This is a genomic window from Francisella sp. Scap27 (assembly GCF_013394105.1).
GTDB classification, from domain to species: Bacteria; Pseudomonadota; Gammaproteobacteria; order Francisellales; family Francisellaceae; genus Francisella; species Francisella adeliensis.
Map to the genome: position 1 here is coordinate 316,732 of NZ_CP041326.1, position 14,850 is coordinate 331,581.

Sequence of the window (14,850 nt, forward strand, 5' to 3'; positions counted from 1 at the left end):
AACATAATCACATATTAAAATTTAATTTTATACACCTTTCTTTTTCCAATGACTAGTCCCTCTCAAATACACTGGATAAGTCTCATGAGTAAGTTTTCCGGATGTTTTTTGAGTATTGTATAAAGTTTCTACGTAATTGATTATATTTATTACATCAATTTTAAAATCTGTCAAATCAGGGATTAGTTCAACTTGTGAAATAGCATCTCCAACCAAATAATAACTTTGATACAATTCAGAAGTCCACTCTTCAAGTTTATAAACATTTTCAGATAATATACTATCACTAGCCTTATCATATAAACCTAGATAAAAATCACCCATTTTTGCATCAAGGACTACCGCGACTTTACCAGCATTTATAGGGTTGCTTTTTGCGATTGCAAACATACTTGAAAACCCAACTATTGGAATATCACAACTGACAGCAAAAGCTTGTGCTACAGATGCTGCTAATCGCACACCTACAAAACTACCAGGCCCTACACCGTAAGCTATAAAGTCTAACGCTTTTTTATCAAGCTCCGCTTTAGCAAATAAATCCTCTATCATCTGTAATAAGTATTTATTATGCTGGCGTGGAATATAGCGTGTATCAGAGTAAACTTGACCATCTACACTAAGTGCAACTGAGCAATAGCTAGTTGATGTATCTAATACTAAAAATTTCATCTAACTTATTACCTGCCTTATCTGATAATTTTTATCTAAAACCACAAGTTCGGCATCAAAGCCCTGCTTGATTTGCCCTTTGTTTAATCCTAATGATTTTGCCTGGTTTGTACTAGTCATTTTGACTGCCTGGTGTAGACTACAATTTGAGAATTTCATTATATTCTCTAATGCTTTATTCATAGTAAGTACACTACCTGCCAGTACACCATTTTCTAAACGAGCTTCGCCATTTTTTACTATAACCTTTTGACCTCCTAGGTCAAATACGCCCTCACCTGCTCCTTGAGCCGACATTGCATCTGTGACTAAAGCTATATTATCACTACCTTTTATCTCATGTGTAAACTTAACCATGTCAGGATGAAGATGTATACCATCGACTATAAGCTCAGCTAATACTTTTTTAGACATCAAAAGCGCATTAGCAGCACCTGGGTTACGATGCTCAATAGGAGTCATTGCGTTAAAAAGGTGTGTCGCATGACTACAGCCTTGTTCTATAGCATTTAAAGCCTGTGCCATAGTACAACTTGTATGACCAATTGAGCTGATTATATTTTTTGAATTACAATACGCTATAACTTTATCAGCATTATCAATTTCCGGCGCTATAGTTATTTTTTTAATCAGATTATTTGATTCATTATGCCAATTAGTTAACTTTTCAACATCAGCACCTTGTAAGTAGTTTGGGTTTTGAGCACCTATTTTACCAGGAGAAATAAATGGTCCTTCTAAATGAATTCCTATTATTCTTGCTCTATCACTTTGTTGCATCGCTGTATATTTAGCTACAGCTTGCATAGATTTTAGTATAGCTTCATTAGTAGCTGTCATCGTAGTAGCAAGGTAACTTGTCACACCATGAGAATATATTGACTTAGAAATCACATCCAAAGCATCTACATCACCATCCATTACATCAGCACCTTGAGAACCATGTATGTGTATATCTATAAACCCAGGTATTACGAAATCATCACTATCCAAATTTATAACGGGAAGATTATATTTGGCAGTATCAATGTCTGCATCAATCTCTTTTATTGTATTGTTTTCAACAACAATATCTTTATATTGAAAATCATCTTGGCAATATATTTTTGCACCTTTTAGAATATAACTTTGCATAAAAAATACTTCATAGGTAAAATCTTATCTCATAATAACGAAATTTAAGTTTTTTATCTACCATGCTACATTGGTTTCCTGGGCATATGCACAAAGCTACGAAAGAATTTCGTAAAAAAATGCCATCTATAGATATTGCTATTGAAATTGTTGATTCTCGAATACCTGACTCAAGTAGTAACCATGTATTAGAAGCAATAGTTGGCGATAAGCCAATAATTAAAATACTCTCAAAAGCGGACCTTGCTGATCCTAATACCACAAAACAATGGCTCGAGCATTTTAAGGGTAGTGCTATTGCAGTAGATACACTTCGAGATAAAACTCTTACTAAAAAAATCATTGCTCTTGCTAAAAAGAAACTCCCACATAGAGGTACTGTTTTAAAACCTATTCGTGCGATTATATTTGGCTTACCTAATGTCGGAAAATCTACAATGATAAATAAACTTGCTGGACGCAAAGTAGCAAAAACTGGCAATGAGCCTGCTGTAACAAAGCTCCAACAACGCATAGATATTGAAAAAGGTTTCACAATATATGATACGCCTGGAATAATGTTTCCAAGCCCTAAAAGTGAAGCAAGTGGATTTAGAATAGCCTGTATAGGATCTATACGTGATACTGCGATGGATTACGAAGGTACAGCTGAATATTTGATTGATTTTTTACTTAAAAATAAACAACGTAGTTCATTTATAAAAAGATATGGACTTGATGACTCTAAAGTTACTAATCAGCTTCCTCAAGAGATAGTCAAAGATATTGCTGGTATGAAAACTAAACATAAAGTAGTGCATGCTTGTCAAAATATTGTTCATGATTTTAGAGCCGGACAGTTTGGAAAAATATCACTTGAAGACCCTAAAACTATCGAGAAAGAGAAATTAGCATTTATAAATGAAGATATTTCAGTAAAAAATATCGATAATGCTTAAATGTACTTTAAAGCTAATATATAATAAAATCAGTATTTTATAAAATGTATAGCTGATGTCTGACTTAGAAAACCTACCTAAGCCTCCAAAAAAGCTAGGCCCGATAACTCTAACGCGAAAAAATGTCATAAAAATTTGTGCTGGTAGTGCAATAGTAGTTTGTGGTGCTCTTGGAGTAAATAGTTACTTTAGTTATCAGCATCAAGTTTTTTTAGAAAATTATTCAAACGCTATTGCAAGCATTCAAAATAAAGATACTAGTGGTTATAACAAGGCTTTTAAAATACTAAAAGAAGTAGATGAAAATGGGACAGCTACTGCAACAGATTATTATTACCTTGGGTATGCTTTACAATATGGTTATGGTACTCATAAAGACTACGATCATGCCTTTAGATACTATAAAAAATCAGCGAATGATGAAGACCCTAGAGCTTACTATCAAATGGCGACTCTTTACCAGGCAGGACAAGGTGTAAATAGAGATGACATAAAAGCTATTTCATACTACAAAAAATCTTACGATCTAGGTTACTCTCCAGCCATTGTTAAAATTTTTAACATGCTCGAGTCTAATAGCAGATTATTAGCTTCTACTAACCCTAAACTTCTTTATAACATATACGAAGCTATTACTAATAATAAGATCAAAGACATTAAAAATAATGATGATAAAAATAAATATCTTTTATCTGCTGCTGCTGAAGGATACGAACCAGCATTAATGAAACAAGCTCAAAACTTTACTGATGAAGGTGATAACTATAGAGCTTTGATGTTATGGCAAACCCTACTATATAGCTCCAACCCTAAAACAGCTAAAAAAGCAAAAGCTGAAATAGTTAAAGTAAACAAACTTCTAGATAAAGAACGTGCAGAAGAAAGAGCTGAACAAGAAAAAATTCAAGTTGAAGAAGTCCATGAAGAAAAAGCCAAAATCATAAGACAAGTTGAAAGACAAAAAGAAATAGAGCACAAAATAGAAAAAGGTTTAAGCATTCCTAAAAGAGAAATCTCTAACCTTGATGGTTTTGTTTACATAAATTTATTTAAATCAGACAAACAAAGCCTACAAGACTTTTATCAAAATATAGCAGACATTAAAATTAATAATGATTTTTTAAACAACACTAACAACATATATACTAACTATGTCTCTGATTTTTTAAAAATCAGCAAGCTTAAAGAAAATAGATCTTCATTATTTGTAGACTTTGGTGAAAATATAAGCACTAATAAATTTGAAGGTCTAGCTTACTATTATTTCAATGAAGATGATATATTTACAAAAAATCTATTACACACAGCTTTTGAAAACCAAGCTAAAACATCCTCTTTATTACCAAAACTTATAGAAAGTGAAGTATATAAAGAATTAGAAAAGAAAAAAAATGATCTGATAGTTCAGAATAAAAAAACTGAAGAAATAAAGGAATCGGATAAAATACAGCTTACTCATGAAGAGCAAATGCAGAGACTACAAGTTTTCGCACAAAAAGGCGATTATAAAAAACTTTATAAATTAGAACAGATTGCACGATCTGATGACCCTTATGCAATGTATTTTGCTGGTGAATACTACTATAACGAGGGGGACTATAACAAGGCTCTTGATTTTTTCAAGAAGTCTGCAAATGCAAATTATGGCCCAGCAAATTATAGATTAGCGTCACTGTATTATAATGAAGAGAAAAACGGTGTACCTTTTGACAAAAAAATAGCTATTAAATATTATGAAAGAGCAGCAAAACTTGGCGTTAGAAATGCTAAACATATATTGATGTTGCTTGATTAAACAATTTATTAACATTAAAACACCTCCACCTTGCTATTTTCCTCTAAACAAGTCATTTTATACAATATTTTTTGCTACAATATCATTTGTTAATTTCAATATGTTTAAGGTCTCTAATGCAAATAAGAAAAGGTAGTAAATACTTAATATTTTATGTTGTTCTTTTCGTAGCACTTCCGCCATTTGCTATTGATGCATACATACCTGCTTTTAGTAATTTAAGTAATTATTTTCATGTCAATCAAAATCAAATAGCGATGACTGTTTCAACATACCTTTTTGGCTTTGGCTTAGGCATGCTGTTTTGGGGAGCATTATCAGATAGATTTGGCAGAAAAAAAATCTTAACTATAGGCATGTCAATTTATACAATTAGTACAATTCTATGCACATATAGCCATAATTTTGAAACACTTACCTTTATGAGGTTTTTACAAGGGCTAGGAGACTCCCCCGCTGCTGTAGCTGCTATGGCTATACTTAAAGATTGTTATCGAGGGCAAAAGCTAATCAAAATGATGGCTACAATGGTAATGGTATTTATGATAGCTCCTATAGTTGCCCCGATAATTGGTAGTGTCATCATCTACACTACGGGTGAATGGCAAAACATTTTTCATTTTTTAACATTCTATGGAATAGTCTTACTTATTATTACACTATTAATGCCTGAAACACATAAAACACATAAGAGATCAAAAAGTCTTCTTATTAGCTTTTTTGTATATATAAAGCATTTAATGAATACTCCTTATATATTAGCTACCATAAGTGGAGGACTATGTTTTGGAGCATTATTTAGCTTTATTGGAGCTTCTTCAAATATAATGCTAGGTTACCTGAATTTAGGCTACTTTCAATTCTGCCTATTATTTGCTTTAAATATTTTTGGAATTGTATTTTCAAGCTTATTTATAAAAAAGAAAGTTAATAATAGCAATCAAAGCCAAGTTATATATTATGGCTATACAATAGCAATAAGTTTAGTTTTATTAAACACCCTATGCTCTTATTTGATAGATAATATTTATGTTTTTGTAATCATAAATACATTAGCTACTGCATGTTTTGCTCTTGTTAATATCATAATCACTGCCAGAGCTATAGACTTACTAAAAGAAGGTTTTGCTGCAGGGAATGCTATCATGAGATTAATAAAATTTATGGTTGCTGGAGTAGCAACTACAATTGTAGGTTTTTTTAGTATCAACCATTTAATGGTAGAAATTCCTATACAACAGTTCTTCTTCTTGATCGTCTCTTTATTAATTTTTATAACAATAAAAGATAAACTTAAAGACTAAAATATTTTTTGGTGTTTATGACAATATGGAATAGAACCATTTCTCATGTAATAATCTAAATGATAATCCTCAGCAACATAATATGGCTTCATGCTTCTAACCTCAGTAGCAACTTTATAACCTTTTTCTACAAGAATACTTTTAAGCTCTTCAGCAATCTTTTTTTGATTATCTGTATAACAAAAAATTGCTGATTTGTATTGCTCACCTATATCGGGACCCTGACCATTTGTCTGTTCAAAATCATGAATTTCAAAGAAATATTTTAAAAGCTCTTCTAATGTTAGTTTATCTTTATCAAAGATAATTCTTACAACTTCAAGGTAATCTGTTGTCCCACTACAAACTTTTTTATAGTTTGGGTTTGGTTCATCGCCACCACAATAACCTGATTCAGCAAGTAGTACCCCATCTAACTTTTTCAAATAATGCTCCACACCCCAAAAACAACCAGCTGCAACTATAACCTCTTCAGTAGCTCCAAAGCTCTCAAAAGGTATAAAGTCAACAGAAGCAGAGTTTACACAGTATCGCGTACTTAACTTTGTATAACCTTCACCATGAAAAATATGTCCAAGATGTCCTCCACAACAGTTACATAAGATTTCAGTTCTACGTCCATCTGCATCAGGAAGTGTCTTGACATTATCTTCTATATGTAAATCATAGCTTGGCCAACCACATGTGGAAATAAACTTACTATCTGCTTTAAAAAGAGGCGTTGCACAGTTTCTACAGATATATATTCCGTTTTGATCAAGATCGTTATATCTACCTGTGAATGGTTGTTCTGTATCTTTGTTTATAATAATCTCATGTTGGTGAGGTGTTAGGCTCTTAGTTTTCAGCATTTAAAATCTCCTAAATTAAATATTAGTAATAGTAATACTTCTATCGTCAAAATCATATACATCTACTATAGCAATAAGCTAGAATATTGCTAATTAATTTTTAGTAAACTATAAGGAATTTTAATGAAAAATATAAAAGCCAAGGATTGGGGATACTTAGTTTTATTTATTACTATAGTTTTAGGGCTTGGGTTTTTAGTTGCAAGTGCTACCACTACACAGATACAAGGCTGGTATAGTACTATAAACCACCCCTCATTTTCTCCTCCAAACTATATATTTGCACCAATTTGGACTATTTTATATATTATGATTGCAATTGCTGGTTGGTTAATATGTCTAGAAGGCAAGCTAGTAAAAAAAATATTTATAGTTTATAAAACTCAATTTGTCTTAAACTTCTTATGGAGTATCATATTTTTTAGCTTTCATGAGATAGGCTTAGCATTAGTTGAAATCTCTGTTTTATGGGTGTTTATTGTATGGAATATTAGACTTTTCGCAAATGTTTCTAAAGTAGCTTCATACTTGATGGTCCCATATATTTTATGGGTTAGCTTTGCATGGGTTCTAAATGCCAGCTACTTTATGTTAAACTAGAAGTATAGACTTTGATGAACCATAAACAAAAAAAGGAAAACGTTATGAGTAAATGTAAGCAACATGAAAATCACGACCATAAACATGAAGATGGATGTGGACATACAAAAATCAAACATGGCGATCATTACGACTTTGTACATGATGGTCACCTTCATCATGAGCATGAAGGTCATTACGATGAGCATACACTAGAAGTATCAGAAAAGAATCCTGCTGACTGTAAGCCAGTAGAAGATGAATGTTGTGATCATAAACATGGTCCTGACTGCGGTCATGAAGCTGTACCTCATGGTGATCATGTAGATTACATTGTTGATGGCAGATTACATCACCCTCATGGAGACCACTGTGATGATCATGGTCCTGTTGAAGTTGTTAAAAACAAAAAATAATTCTATACAAATATCTCCTATCAATTCTTCAAATCAAACATTATTCTAATATATCAGTATTATTTTCAACTGTTTTATTTCTACATCAGATTGCTGTTTGTCTATCAACATGTATATAATCTAATTGTACCTATTAGGTATTTGATAAATATTAAGCAGGAGATATTCTATGAAAAAAATAATAACAATTATAAGTTTGGTATTAGCTATGGGTTCTATTGGTATCAGTAAACCTAATAATAATCATCAGCATCATAATAAGCGAATTCAATCAAATAATAGCTTCAAAACAACACCAAATGAATACAAAAGCATGAACAAGAATGAAAGAAAGCAGTTCAGAAACAGTATGTCAAAAGATGACTATAAGGAATTTAGAAATAAACATAATAAAAATAATGTTTCACATAAAAGAGCAGAATCTAATATCCGTTATTAAAAATGTTATACCTTGTGTAAACATGATAAATAACCTTTAAAACTGTACTAAAGTTGTAAGGAAATGTTAAATATTAAATGAAAAGAAGTATTTTGATAAGATCAATTATATCGATTGTTAGTTGCGTATTAGTTCAACAATCATTTGGATATGCTCATACAAAGCTAATGCTGGAAAATAACTGTAGTACAGATGCAATATTTACAGTTAATGAAAATAACAACACAATTATAAAAAAGACACTCAGACCTAACCAATATTACACTACAGAAAAACTAACGAATGATAATTTTATTTTTTCAACGACATCACACTACTATATAAGTTATAACTCTCAGCAATCATCCGGATCAGTTGAGTCTGATTTATCAAATAGTTTTTTCTACTTTGGAGAGAAAGGTGCAAACCGAATATTATTCAAAAATGCTAAAGGAAATATTGAAATAAACCATAGATTGCATAATAACGGCTATGAGTATTACTGGACTAATTATTCTGTAAATATTGAAACGCTAGTAAATGACAGCTTAATAACTCCGACTTTTACTGTGTCAGCATGTCATAAGAAAATAGATGTATCTGATAGTTTACTTTTCGGGGTCAAAAGAGTTTTAATCTTCGGAGATAGTCTAAGCGATAATGGTAATTTGTATAGATATACATTGCAACTTCTTCCTAAATCAACTCCGTACTATAGGGGTATGTTTTCTAATGGAGAAGTATGGTCAGAACAGTTTGCTAATAGACTGCTTTTAAATAATATGACTGTTAGTAATTATGCGGTAGGCGGTAGCTCAGTTATAGTGTTTCCAGAATGGGCTGATAATAGTACCCCTTATATATTAGATGATCAAATTGGATTATATTTAAATTTAGAAGCTAGGGATAATATAAAAAGTAATCTAGCAATATTTTTTGTTGGAGGAAACGATTACTTAACAACGAATCCTCAAACAATAGAGATCAAAAAAGCTGTGAAGCAAGTGACTAATGGAATTTTTAATGCTATAGAGCAAGTAAATATTAAGAAGACAGTAATTATAGGCTTACCTGATCTAAGTATAACAGGGGAATCTAAATCTCTTAATAATCAAAAGGTTTTAAAAGAAATATATAAGTTACATAACAATACTCTTAAGCAATATGCAAAAGTGCATGATTACAAGTACATTGATATAGCAAAAGTCTTTGATGAGCTGATTAATGATACTCGAAGCTTTAACAAAAAATATCATGCAGAAATTATGGATAAACGAACAACTGGGTCATGTTGGCTAGGAGGATACTTTATATCTAAAAGAGCAAAACTAGATAGTGCATATTCAAACCTTAAGAGTCATGAAGGCTCACAAACTGGCATATCAAATGTGAAAATGAACAATTTATTAAACTCAACATCGTTACAAAGTAGTTTAAATGCGGGCTTCAGTGGTAGAATGTGCAATCATCCACAACACTTTGCTTTTTGGGATCATGTACACCCTACATACCAAATACATAAGGCTCTATATGAGTATATTATTAAAGAGCTAGGAGCTAAATCTATAACTAAAGAAAATTAATGTACAGGCAATAATTTTAGTAAAGATTAAAATTAAAGGATATGTAAAATATAAGTGAGAAAGCTTTAGTTCGTATTGTAATTAGTACAGCAATAGACTTTCTTCATGAAGAAGAAAATGCTAACATCTTTTATCAAGATAGTTTAATAAAGCTACTTATGCTGTTATTCTAATATCAAGACTATTTAAAATAAACTAGAACAATGACCTCCCAATCTACTATAAAAAAACTTGCAATTGTTTGTATCCTTGGAGCTTTAATTGTCTGGGTGCTCTACCCTTTTATCTATGCAATTTTATTTGCTAGCTTACTTGCTATCATTTTAGCTCCAGTACAGAAAAAACTGGAAAAACATATTAGTAAGCATAAAAGTAGTTTTTTATTAGCCCTTACTGTTCTGCTATGTGTATTTATTCCTTTACTTATAATTGTTTCTTATGCTATTCATGAAATAATTCTTTATGTCCAAAACATTCAGTCTCTAGGTGAATCATCAAAACAGCTAGGAGATTATTTAACAAAAATTCCATATATAGGAGATCAACTAGATCAAAGATTAAATGATTTTATTGCTACTATTCAAAAAGACCAGGAAAAAATATTGAAGAATGTTGACCAGGTTCTACCAGCACTCAAATATGTTGGGTTTACTTCAATAAGCTTTATAACAAACTTTCTTATAACACTTTTATTGATGTACCAGTTTTTAGTGAGTGGTACTACTGTTGAACAATTTTTTAAAAAAGTAGTTCTTAAAGATTTTGATGATCGTGATAATTTTATTGAAGCGGCAATTAATACAACTAGAAGGGTAAGTATCGCTATTATGTCAACTGCTTGCTTGGTTGGCATAGTTATGGGAACAACATTTACAATGATTAACTTACCTAGTCCAGTACTCATTGCTTTTATATGCGCGATTGCATCAATGATACCTTTTATGGTTTCTATAGTCTACTTTTTGCTAGCATTCGTGATCTTTGCTCTTTTTGGGCTTTCTAAAGCTATAATTGTATTAGCTATTGGATTTGGTCTAAACATGTTTACAGATAACATAATGCAACCTAAAATTATCAATAAAGGTGTAAGTTTAAGTTTTGCAGCTTCATTGCTAGGTATATTAGGCGGTCTCCAAGCATTTGGATTTATCGGAATATTTCTTGGACCTGTAATATTCAATGTTGCCTATGTTGGATTAGAAAAATTAATGAGTGGAAATGATAGTAAACTTTAACTCTAAAAAATAATGACTTAAACAATAAATATCTCTAGAATAAATTCTACAACTATTTTACTAAAATAACTTTATGTCTGAATTAAAACACCCTAAAGGCTTGAAATTCTTGTTCTTTGCTGAAATGTGGGAGCGTTTTAGTTTCTACGGCCTTTCGGCTATTTTAATACTCTACATGACAGAAAGACTTGGATTTACTGACGCTAATGCTGCCTTAGTATTTGGTAGTTATGTAACTTATCTTTATATCACCACGGCTGTAGGTGGAATACTTGCAGACAGAGTAATTGGCTACCGACGCTGTGTACTAATTGGTGGTGTCGCAATTATGGCTGGTCATATAACTATGGCATTATCAGGCACAAGTAATATTGCTCTTTTTCTAGGACTTGGTTGTATATCTGCAGGCACGGGATTTTTCAAATCTAATGTATCAACTATGGTTGGTAGGCTTTATGATAATAAAGAAGAGCTTAGAAATAGTGGCTTTGCTTACTTTTATACTGGCATAAATTTTGGCTCAGTTTTGGCAACTTTTATAGTAGGTTTTGTCGGTGAAAAATTAGGTTGGCATTATGGTTTTAGTTTAGCCGCTTTTGGTATGGCTCTTGGCTTAATTTTCTTTGAATCTGGTAAGAAATATTTTCCTGCAAGTTGTGATAAACCTAACCGCCCTCTTATGGCTAAAAAAGTATTTTTAGGAATAAGCTTTTGGTATCTAATAATTTTATTCGTAATATTATCGGCTTGTATATTTGCTTACTTAATCGCTCACCCTACAGAATCTATGGTGATAATTTCACTATCAGGTATCGTGCTTTTAGTTTATTTGATGTCATTGTGGAAATCTTTAACTAAATCACAAAAATCAAACATAGCTATTTTATTGATTTTGTCTGTATTTATGCTCTTTTATTGGTCATTAAGTAATCAAACTAGCATTAGTATTCCTTTGTTTATCAAGCACAATATTGACTTAAACATCTTTGGATTAAACTTACCTGTAACAACAGTTATGGCGATACAATTAACTTTACTTGTAATTATCACGCCATTTTTTGCTGTACTATGGCAGAAACTAAGCGAACGCAACAAAGAACCTTCTGATGAGCTAAAATTTGTATTTAGCTTGGTATTTCTAGGTTTATGTTTTTTATTTTTGAGTATAGCTGGTTCAATCGCTGCTAACTACGGTAAGGCAAATGTGATTTGGATTATAATGTGTTATCTTATGCTTGTATATGGTGAGCTGTGTATATCACCTGTAGGCTTAGCTTTAGTTACAAGATTAGCTCCTGAACATCTTAAATCAACAATGATGGGCGTTTGGTGGACAATCAGTGCTTATGCAGGATTTTTCGGTGGCGTAATTAGCTCTAAAATTGCAGCAACTAAAACTACACCTGCAAGTAGCTTTGCTTCAGGGTACTTTAAACTATTTGTAGCTGCGATAATTATTGCACTGATACTACTAGCTCTTACACCAGTTTTAAAAAGATTTACAAAATTAAGGGTATAAAATGATACTAATAGCAAATGATGAAGGTCGTGGTGGCGTACCAGAAGCTTTTAAAAGATTAAAAAATAAGCAAAATGGTTTAAGAGCTATCATCGAGGGCATCAAACTTGTAGAAAATGATACAACAATTAAAACTGTTGGTCGAGGTTCATGGCCAGATATACTTGGCAATGTAACGCTCGATGCTTCTGTAATGGATGGTGATGACTTACGCACAGGCTCTATTGGGGCATTAAAAGGTTATGCTAATGCTGTTGAAGTCGCTTATGAAGTAATGCAAAGACTCCATCATGAAATAGTTGTTGGTGAAGGAGCTGATACTTTTGCAAATGAGATAAATGCTAAAAAAATAGATAATCTTTTGCCTGAGATAAAAAAAGTTTGGCAAGACCATTTAGATAAGCACTTAACTATTGAACAAGAAAAAGATTTCCCAAATATCCCTCTTATTGAGCTAAGTAAATTTGCTGTAGACCCTGAGAAGATATTTGACACTACAGTTTATCTATCAAAAGATACTAACAATACTATATCAAGTGCAACTAGTACTTCTGGTTGGGGTTGGCGTTATCCCGGTAGGCTTGGAGATAGTCCTATTATTGGAGCTGGCTCGTATGCTGATTCACGCTACGGCGCTTGTGCTTGTACTCATACCGGTGAGATGGCTATCCGCTGTGGTACTGCTCGCTCGGTAGTTTTATATATGAAAATGGGTATGACTGTAAAAGAAGCTGTGCTTGAAGCAGCTAAAGATTTACGCCATCTAAAAACTGGCTATCTTGATGAGCTGACTATTCATGCTATTGATAATCAAGATAACTACTTTGTAGCTAGCTTTAAAGGCTCTGAGCCTGTTTATTATTGGGTTTGGACTGATGGCATGAATGAGCCTGTTAAGAAGCAAGCTGAGTTGGTTTTATGAGATTTATAAACGATACTCTATATGTGATTTCACAATTTTCTGAGCTTTAATAAAACTTTCTCCATACCACTCCTCATAACTGCTTGAAATAGGATAACTATGATTAATATCTGTTAAATCATCCCACCAAGGTTTTTCAGTAAATCCTATATCGACAAACTTACCAGGAAAAACTTGACCACTTAATAACAGGTTAAAATCTTCTCCTCCAAGAATTAGTCCATTACAGTTAATATATGTCTCTCTTTCATTGCGAAGCTTTTTTACTAAAGAATAAAAGCTATAAAGCTGTGCTTGACCAGTAGCTCCCACCTCATCACTGATATGCCATGTTCTACGTAATGTCAAATACTTCCACTCAGAAATTTTTAACAAAATAAAAGCTGGAGATCTATTAGAATTTTCTTTAACAAAATATATTCTATCAGGCTTTATATTTTTAATCATTTCAAAATAATCCATAGGATATAGCTTTGTTTGAAGATTATTTGAAAAAGGAGTCCCTATGCCTTCAATAAGCCATCTTTCATTAACTCCAAAAGTTTTGGAGAATTTCTCTATAAATTGAAAGCTTGGCTCTTGCTTTCCTATAAATATATTCTCAAGTTTACTTATCTTTTCTAAATTCATTATTTCTGCTAACCTAGCAATAGTAAACCTTAAACAACTAGCTCTATTTTCATTCATAATCTGTAAAACTTTACAAAATCTTTCTGACACTTTTTTAGTTTCTGTAACAATACTATTTATATCATTCTTAACTCGATTCGCTTTAAGAGGATGCTTCTTTTGAGATAACTCTAGCTCTAAGTCTTGCATTTTACTATCTATTACCTTTACAAAAAAGCTATTTTTAAAGAATGAAAACACTTTTATTGAAATAAGTACGCCTACTCCAGAAAAAATCCATTCCTTATTATTAATTATGTAATCTATCAATGCGATTTCCTTAAAATAAATGAATAATGAGACCTACCCTATAACTTTATACCCAAACCAGTCTGGCTTCAAATCAAAACTTTCATCACTTAGGTGTAAATGGATATACTTACCATCTATAGAGCTAAGCTCTAAACAATCATCAACTTCCATAAGGTTATCTTTGTGTTTAATCAAACCACTATTAAGCAAACTATTTAATGCCTTCTTTTTAGCTTCGATCTTATCACTAGCTACAAACAAAGCAAACTCATGTAGCTCATTTAGTTTGTTCTTGTCATAACCACCAAGATTTACAAAGTAGAGTTTTTTATCTGTTTTTTGAGCTGTAGTTTCTAATGATATTTTATAACCATCAGCACCCTTTATAGCCTTATAGCTATCTAAGTGTAAACCTTTAACAGTACCAAACCAGTTCTGTCTAAGTTGCTCATAAGTATCTTCGATAGTTTCACCTATCACAAACTGTATATCGTGTAGTTCGATATTTGCCTTTGGTGCAGAACCACCTAGGTAGACTATAAATAATTGCTTCATAAAAACTT

Annotated in this window: 15 protein-coding genes; 10 read left to right on the forward strand and 5 right to left on the reverse strand. The window is 32.0% G+C overall.

From position 1 onward, the window contains the following. Window positions 1–27: 27 nt before the first annotated feature. Window positions 28–672 carry a tRNA (adenosine(37)-N6)-threonylcarbamoyltransferase complex dimerization subunit type 1 TsaB gene (tsaB, locus tag FLM55_RS01460; RefSeq protein WP_178947687.1) on the reverse strand — a complete coding sequence of 215 codons (645 nt, stop codon included), beginning with the start codon at window positions 670–672 and terminating at the stop codon, window positions 28–30. Beyond that, window positions 673–1,806, reverse strand: a complete 1,134-nt coding sequence (gene nagA, locus FLM55_RS01465; RefSeq protein ID WP_178947688.1) for an N-acetylglucosamine-6-phosphate deacetylase — start codon at window positions 1,804–1,806, stop codon at window positions 673–675. It lies immediately after the preceding gene. A 62-nt stretch (window positions 1,807–1,868) separates the two neighbouring features. Here nagA and ylqF point away from each other — a divergent pair, with 62 nt between their 5' ends. The 3 genes from ylqF to FLM55_RS01480 all read left to right on the forward strand — a co-directional run bounded on the left by ylqF (window position 1,869) and on the right by FLM55_RS01480 (window position 5,843). Next, window positions 1,869–2,744, forward strand: coding sequence for a ribosome biogenesis GTPase YlqF (gene ylqF / locus FLM55_RS01470; RefSeq protein ID WP_178947689.1), 876 nt, complete (start codon window positions 1,869–1,871; stop codon window positions 2,742–2,744). Window positions 2,745–2,799: 55 nt separating this feature from the next. Next, entirely contained in the window at window positions 2,800–4,539 is a 1,740-nt protein-coding gene (locus FLM55_RS01475; protein ID WP_178947690.1) for a tetratricopeptide repeat protein, read from the forward strand. A 116-nt stretch (window positions 4,540–4,655) separates the two neighbouring features. Continuing rightward, window positions 4,656–5,843: a multidrug effflux MFS transporter gene (locus tag FLM55_RS01480; RefSeq protein WP_178947691.1), complete on the forward strand. Its 1,188-nt coding sequence runs from the start codon at window positions 4,656–4,658 to the stop codon at window positions 5,841–5,843. Here the strand turns inward: FLM55_RS01480 and FLM55_RS01485 are convergent. Then, a complete protein-coding gene (locus FLM55_RS01485; protein ID WP_178947692.1) occupies window positions 5,840–6,694 on the reverse strand; it encodes a bifunctional methionine sulfoxide reductase B/A protein in 855 nt (284 codons plus the stop codon). The genes FLM55_RS01480 and FLM55_RS01485 overlap by 4 nt on opposite strands. A 123-nt stretch (window positions 6,695–6,817) precedes the next feature. Between FLM55_RS01485 and FLM55_RS01490 the strand changes: the two genes are divergently transcribed. The 7 genes from FLM55_RS01490 (at window position 6,818) to FLM55_RS01520 (ending at window position 13,366) form a co-directional block, all read left to right on the forward strand. After that, window positions 6,818–7,294: a TspO/MBR family protein gene (locus FLM55_RS01490; protein ID WP_178947693.1), complete on the forward strand. Its 477-nt coding sequence runs from the start codon at window positions 6,818–6,820 to the stop codon at window positions 7,292–7,294. A 44-nt stretch (window positions 7,295–7,338) separates the two neighbouring features. Continuing rightward, window positions 7,339–7,689 carry a hypothetical protein gene (locus FLM55_RS01495; protein WP_178947694.1) on the forward strand — a complete coding sequence of 117 codons (351 nt, stop codon included), beginning with the start codon at window positions 7,339–7,341 and terminating at the stop codon, window positions 7,687–7,689. A gap of 169 nt (window positions 7,690–7,858) precedes the next feature. Beyond that, on the forward strand, window positions 7,859–8,128 hold the full coding sequence (locus FLM55_RS01500) for a hypothetical protein (protein WP_178947695.1): 270 nt from the start codon (window positions 7,859–7,861) through the stop codon (window positions 8,126–8,128). A 77-nt stretch (window positions 8,129–8,205) separates the two neighbouring features. Beyond that, window positions 8,206–9,690 carry an SGNH/GDSL hydrolase family protein gene (locus tag FLM55_RS01505; RefSeq protein WP_256868895.1) on the forward strand — a complete coding sequence of 495 codons (1,485 nt, stop codon included), beginning with the start codon at window positions 8,206–8,208 and terminating at the stop codon, window positions 9,688–9,690. A gap of 203 nt (window positions 9,691–9,893) precedes the next feature. Further along, window positions 9,894–10,925, forward strand: a complete 1,032-nt coding sequence (locus FLM55_RS01510) for an AI-2E family transporter (RefSeq protein ID WP_178947696.1) — start codon at window positions 9,894–9,896, stop codon at window positions 10,923–10,925. 73 nt (window positions 10,926–10,998) lie between these two features. Further along, window positions 10,999–12,444: a peptide MFS transporter gene (locus FLM55_RS01515; protein ID WP_178947697.1), complete on the forward strand. Its 1,446-nt coding sequence runs from the start codon at window positions 10,999–11,001 to the stop codon at window positions 12,442–12,444. A 1-nt stretch (window position 12,445) separates the two neighbouring features. Continuing rightward, window positions 12,446–13,366, forward strand: a complete 921-nt coding sequence (locus tag FLM55_RS01520) for a N(4)-(beta-N-acetylglucosaminyl)-L-asparaginase (RefSeq protein ID WP_178947698.1) — start codon at window positions 12,446–12,448, stop codon at window positions 13,364–13,366. Window positions 13,367–13,369: 3 nt separating this feature from the next. Here FLM55_RS01520 and FLM55_RS01525 read toward each other — a convergent pair whose 3' ends face one another. Together FLM55_RS01525 and FLM55_RS01530 are read right to left on the reverse strand one after the other, a co-directional pair. Further along, window positions 13,370–14,305, reverse strand: a complete 936-nt coding sequence (locus tag FLM55_RS01525) for a helix-turn-helix domain-containing protein (protein WP_178947699.1) — start codon at window positions 14,303–14,305, stop codon at window positions 13,370–13,372. A gap of 33 nt (window positions 14,306–14,338) precedes the next feature. Beyond that, complete coding sequence (locus tag FLM55_RS01530) at window positions 14,339–14,842, reverse strand: DUF1543 domain-containing protein (RefSeq protein WP_178947700.1); 504 nt, start codon at window positions 14,840–14,842, stop codon at window positions 14,339–14,341. Between the last annotated feature and the right edge of the window lie 8 nt (window positions 14,843–14,850).

Coding starts and splice junctions, on each gene's coding strand:
- FLM55_RS01475 (WP_178947690.1), top strand. CDS start 2,800: ATGTCTGACTTAGAAAACCTACCTAAGCCTCCAAAAAAGCTAGGCCCG.
- FLM55_RS01490 (WP_178947693.1), top strand. CDS start 6,818: ATGAAAAATATAAAAGCCAAGGATTGGGGATACTTAGTTTTATTTATT.
- FLM55_RS01510 (WP_178947696.1), top strand. CDS start 9,894: ATGACCTCCCAATCTACTATAAAAAAACTTGCAATTGTTTGTATCCTT.
- FLM55_RS01505 (WP_256868895.1), top strand. CDS start 8,206: ATGAAAAGAAGTATTTTGATAAGATCAATTATATCGATTGTTAGTTGC.
- FLM55_RS01500 (WP_178947695.1), top strand. CDS start 7,859: ATGAAAAAAATAATAACAATTATAAGTTTGGTATTAGCTATGGGTTCT.
- tsaB (WP_178947687.1), bottom strand. CDS start 672: ATGAAATTTTTAGTATTAGATACATCAACTAGCTATTGCTCAGTTGCA.
- FLM55_RS01495 (WP_178947694.1), top strand. CDS start 7,339: ATGAGTAAATGTAAGCAACATGAAAATCACGACCATAAACATGAAGAT.
- FLM55_RS01520 (WP_178947698.1), top strand. CDS start 12,446: ATGATACTAATAGCAAATGATGAAGGTCGTGGTGGCGTACCAGAAGCT.
- nagA (WP_178947688.1), bottom strand. CDS start 1,806: ATGCAAAGTTATATTCTAAAAGGTGCAAAAATATATTGCCAAGATGAT.
- FLM55_RS01530 (WP_178947700.1), bottom strand. CDS start 14,842: ATGAAGCAATTATTTATAGTCTACCTAGGTGGTTCTGCACCAAAGGCA.
- ylqF (WP_178947689.1), top strand. CDS start 1,869: ATGCTACATTGGTTTCCTGGGCATATGCACAAAGCTACGAAAGAATTT.
- FLM55_RS01485 (WP_178947692.1), bottom strand. CDS start 6,694: ATGCTGAAAACTAAGAGCCTAACACCTCACCAACATGAGATTATTATA.
- FLM55_RS01515 (WP_178947697.1), top strand. CDS start 10,999: ATGTCTGAATTAAAACACCCTAAAGGCTTGAAATTCTTGTTCTTTGCT.
- FLM55_RS01480 (WP_178947691.1), top strand. CDS start 4,656: ATGCAAATAAGAAAAGGTAGTAAATACTTAATATTTTATGTTGTTCTT.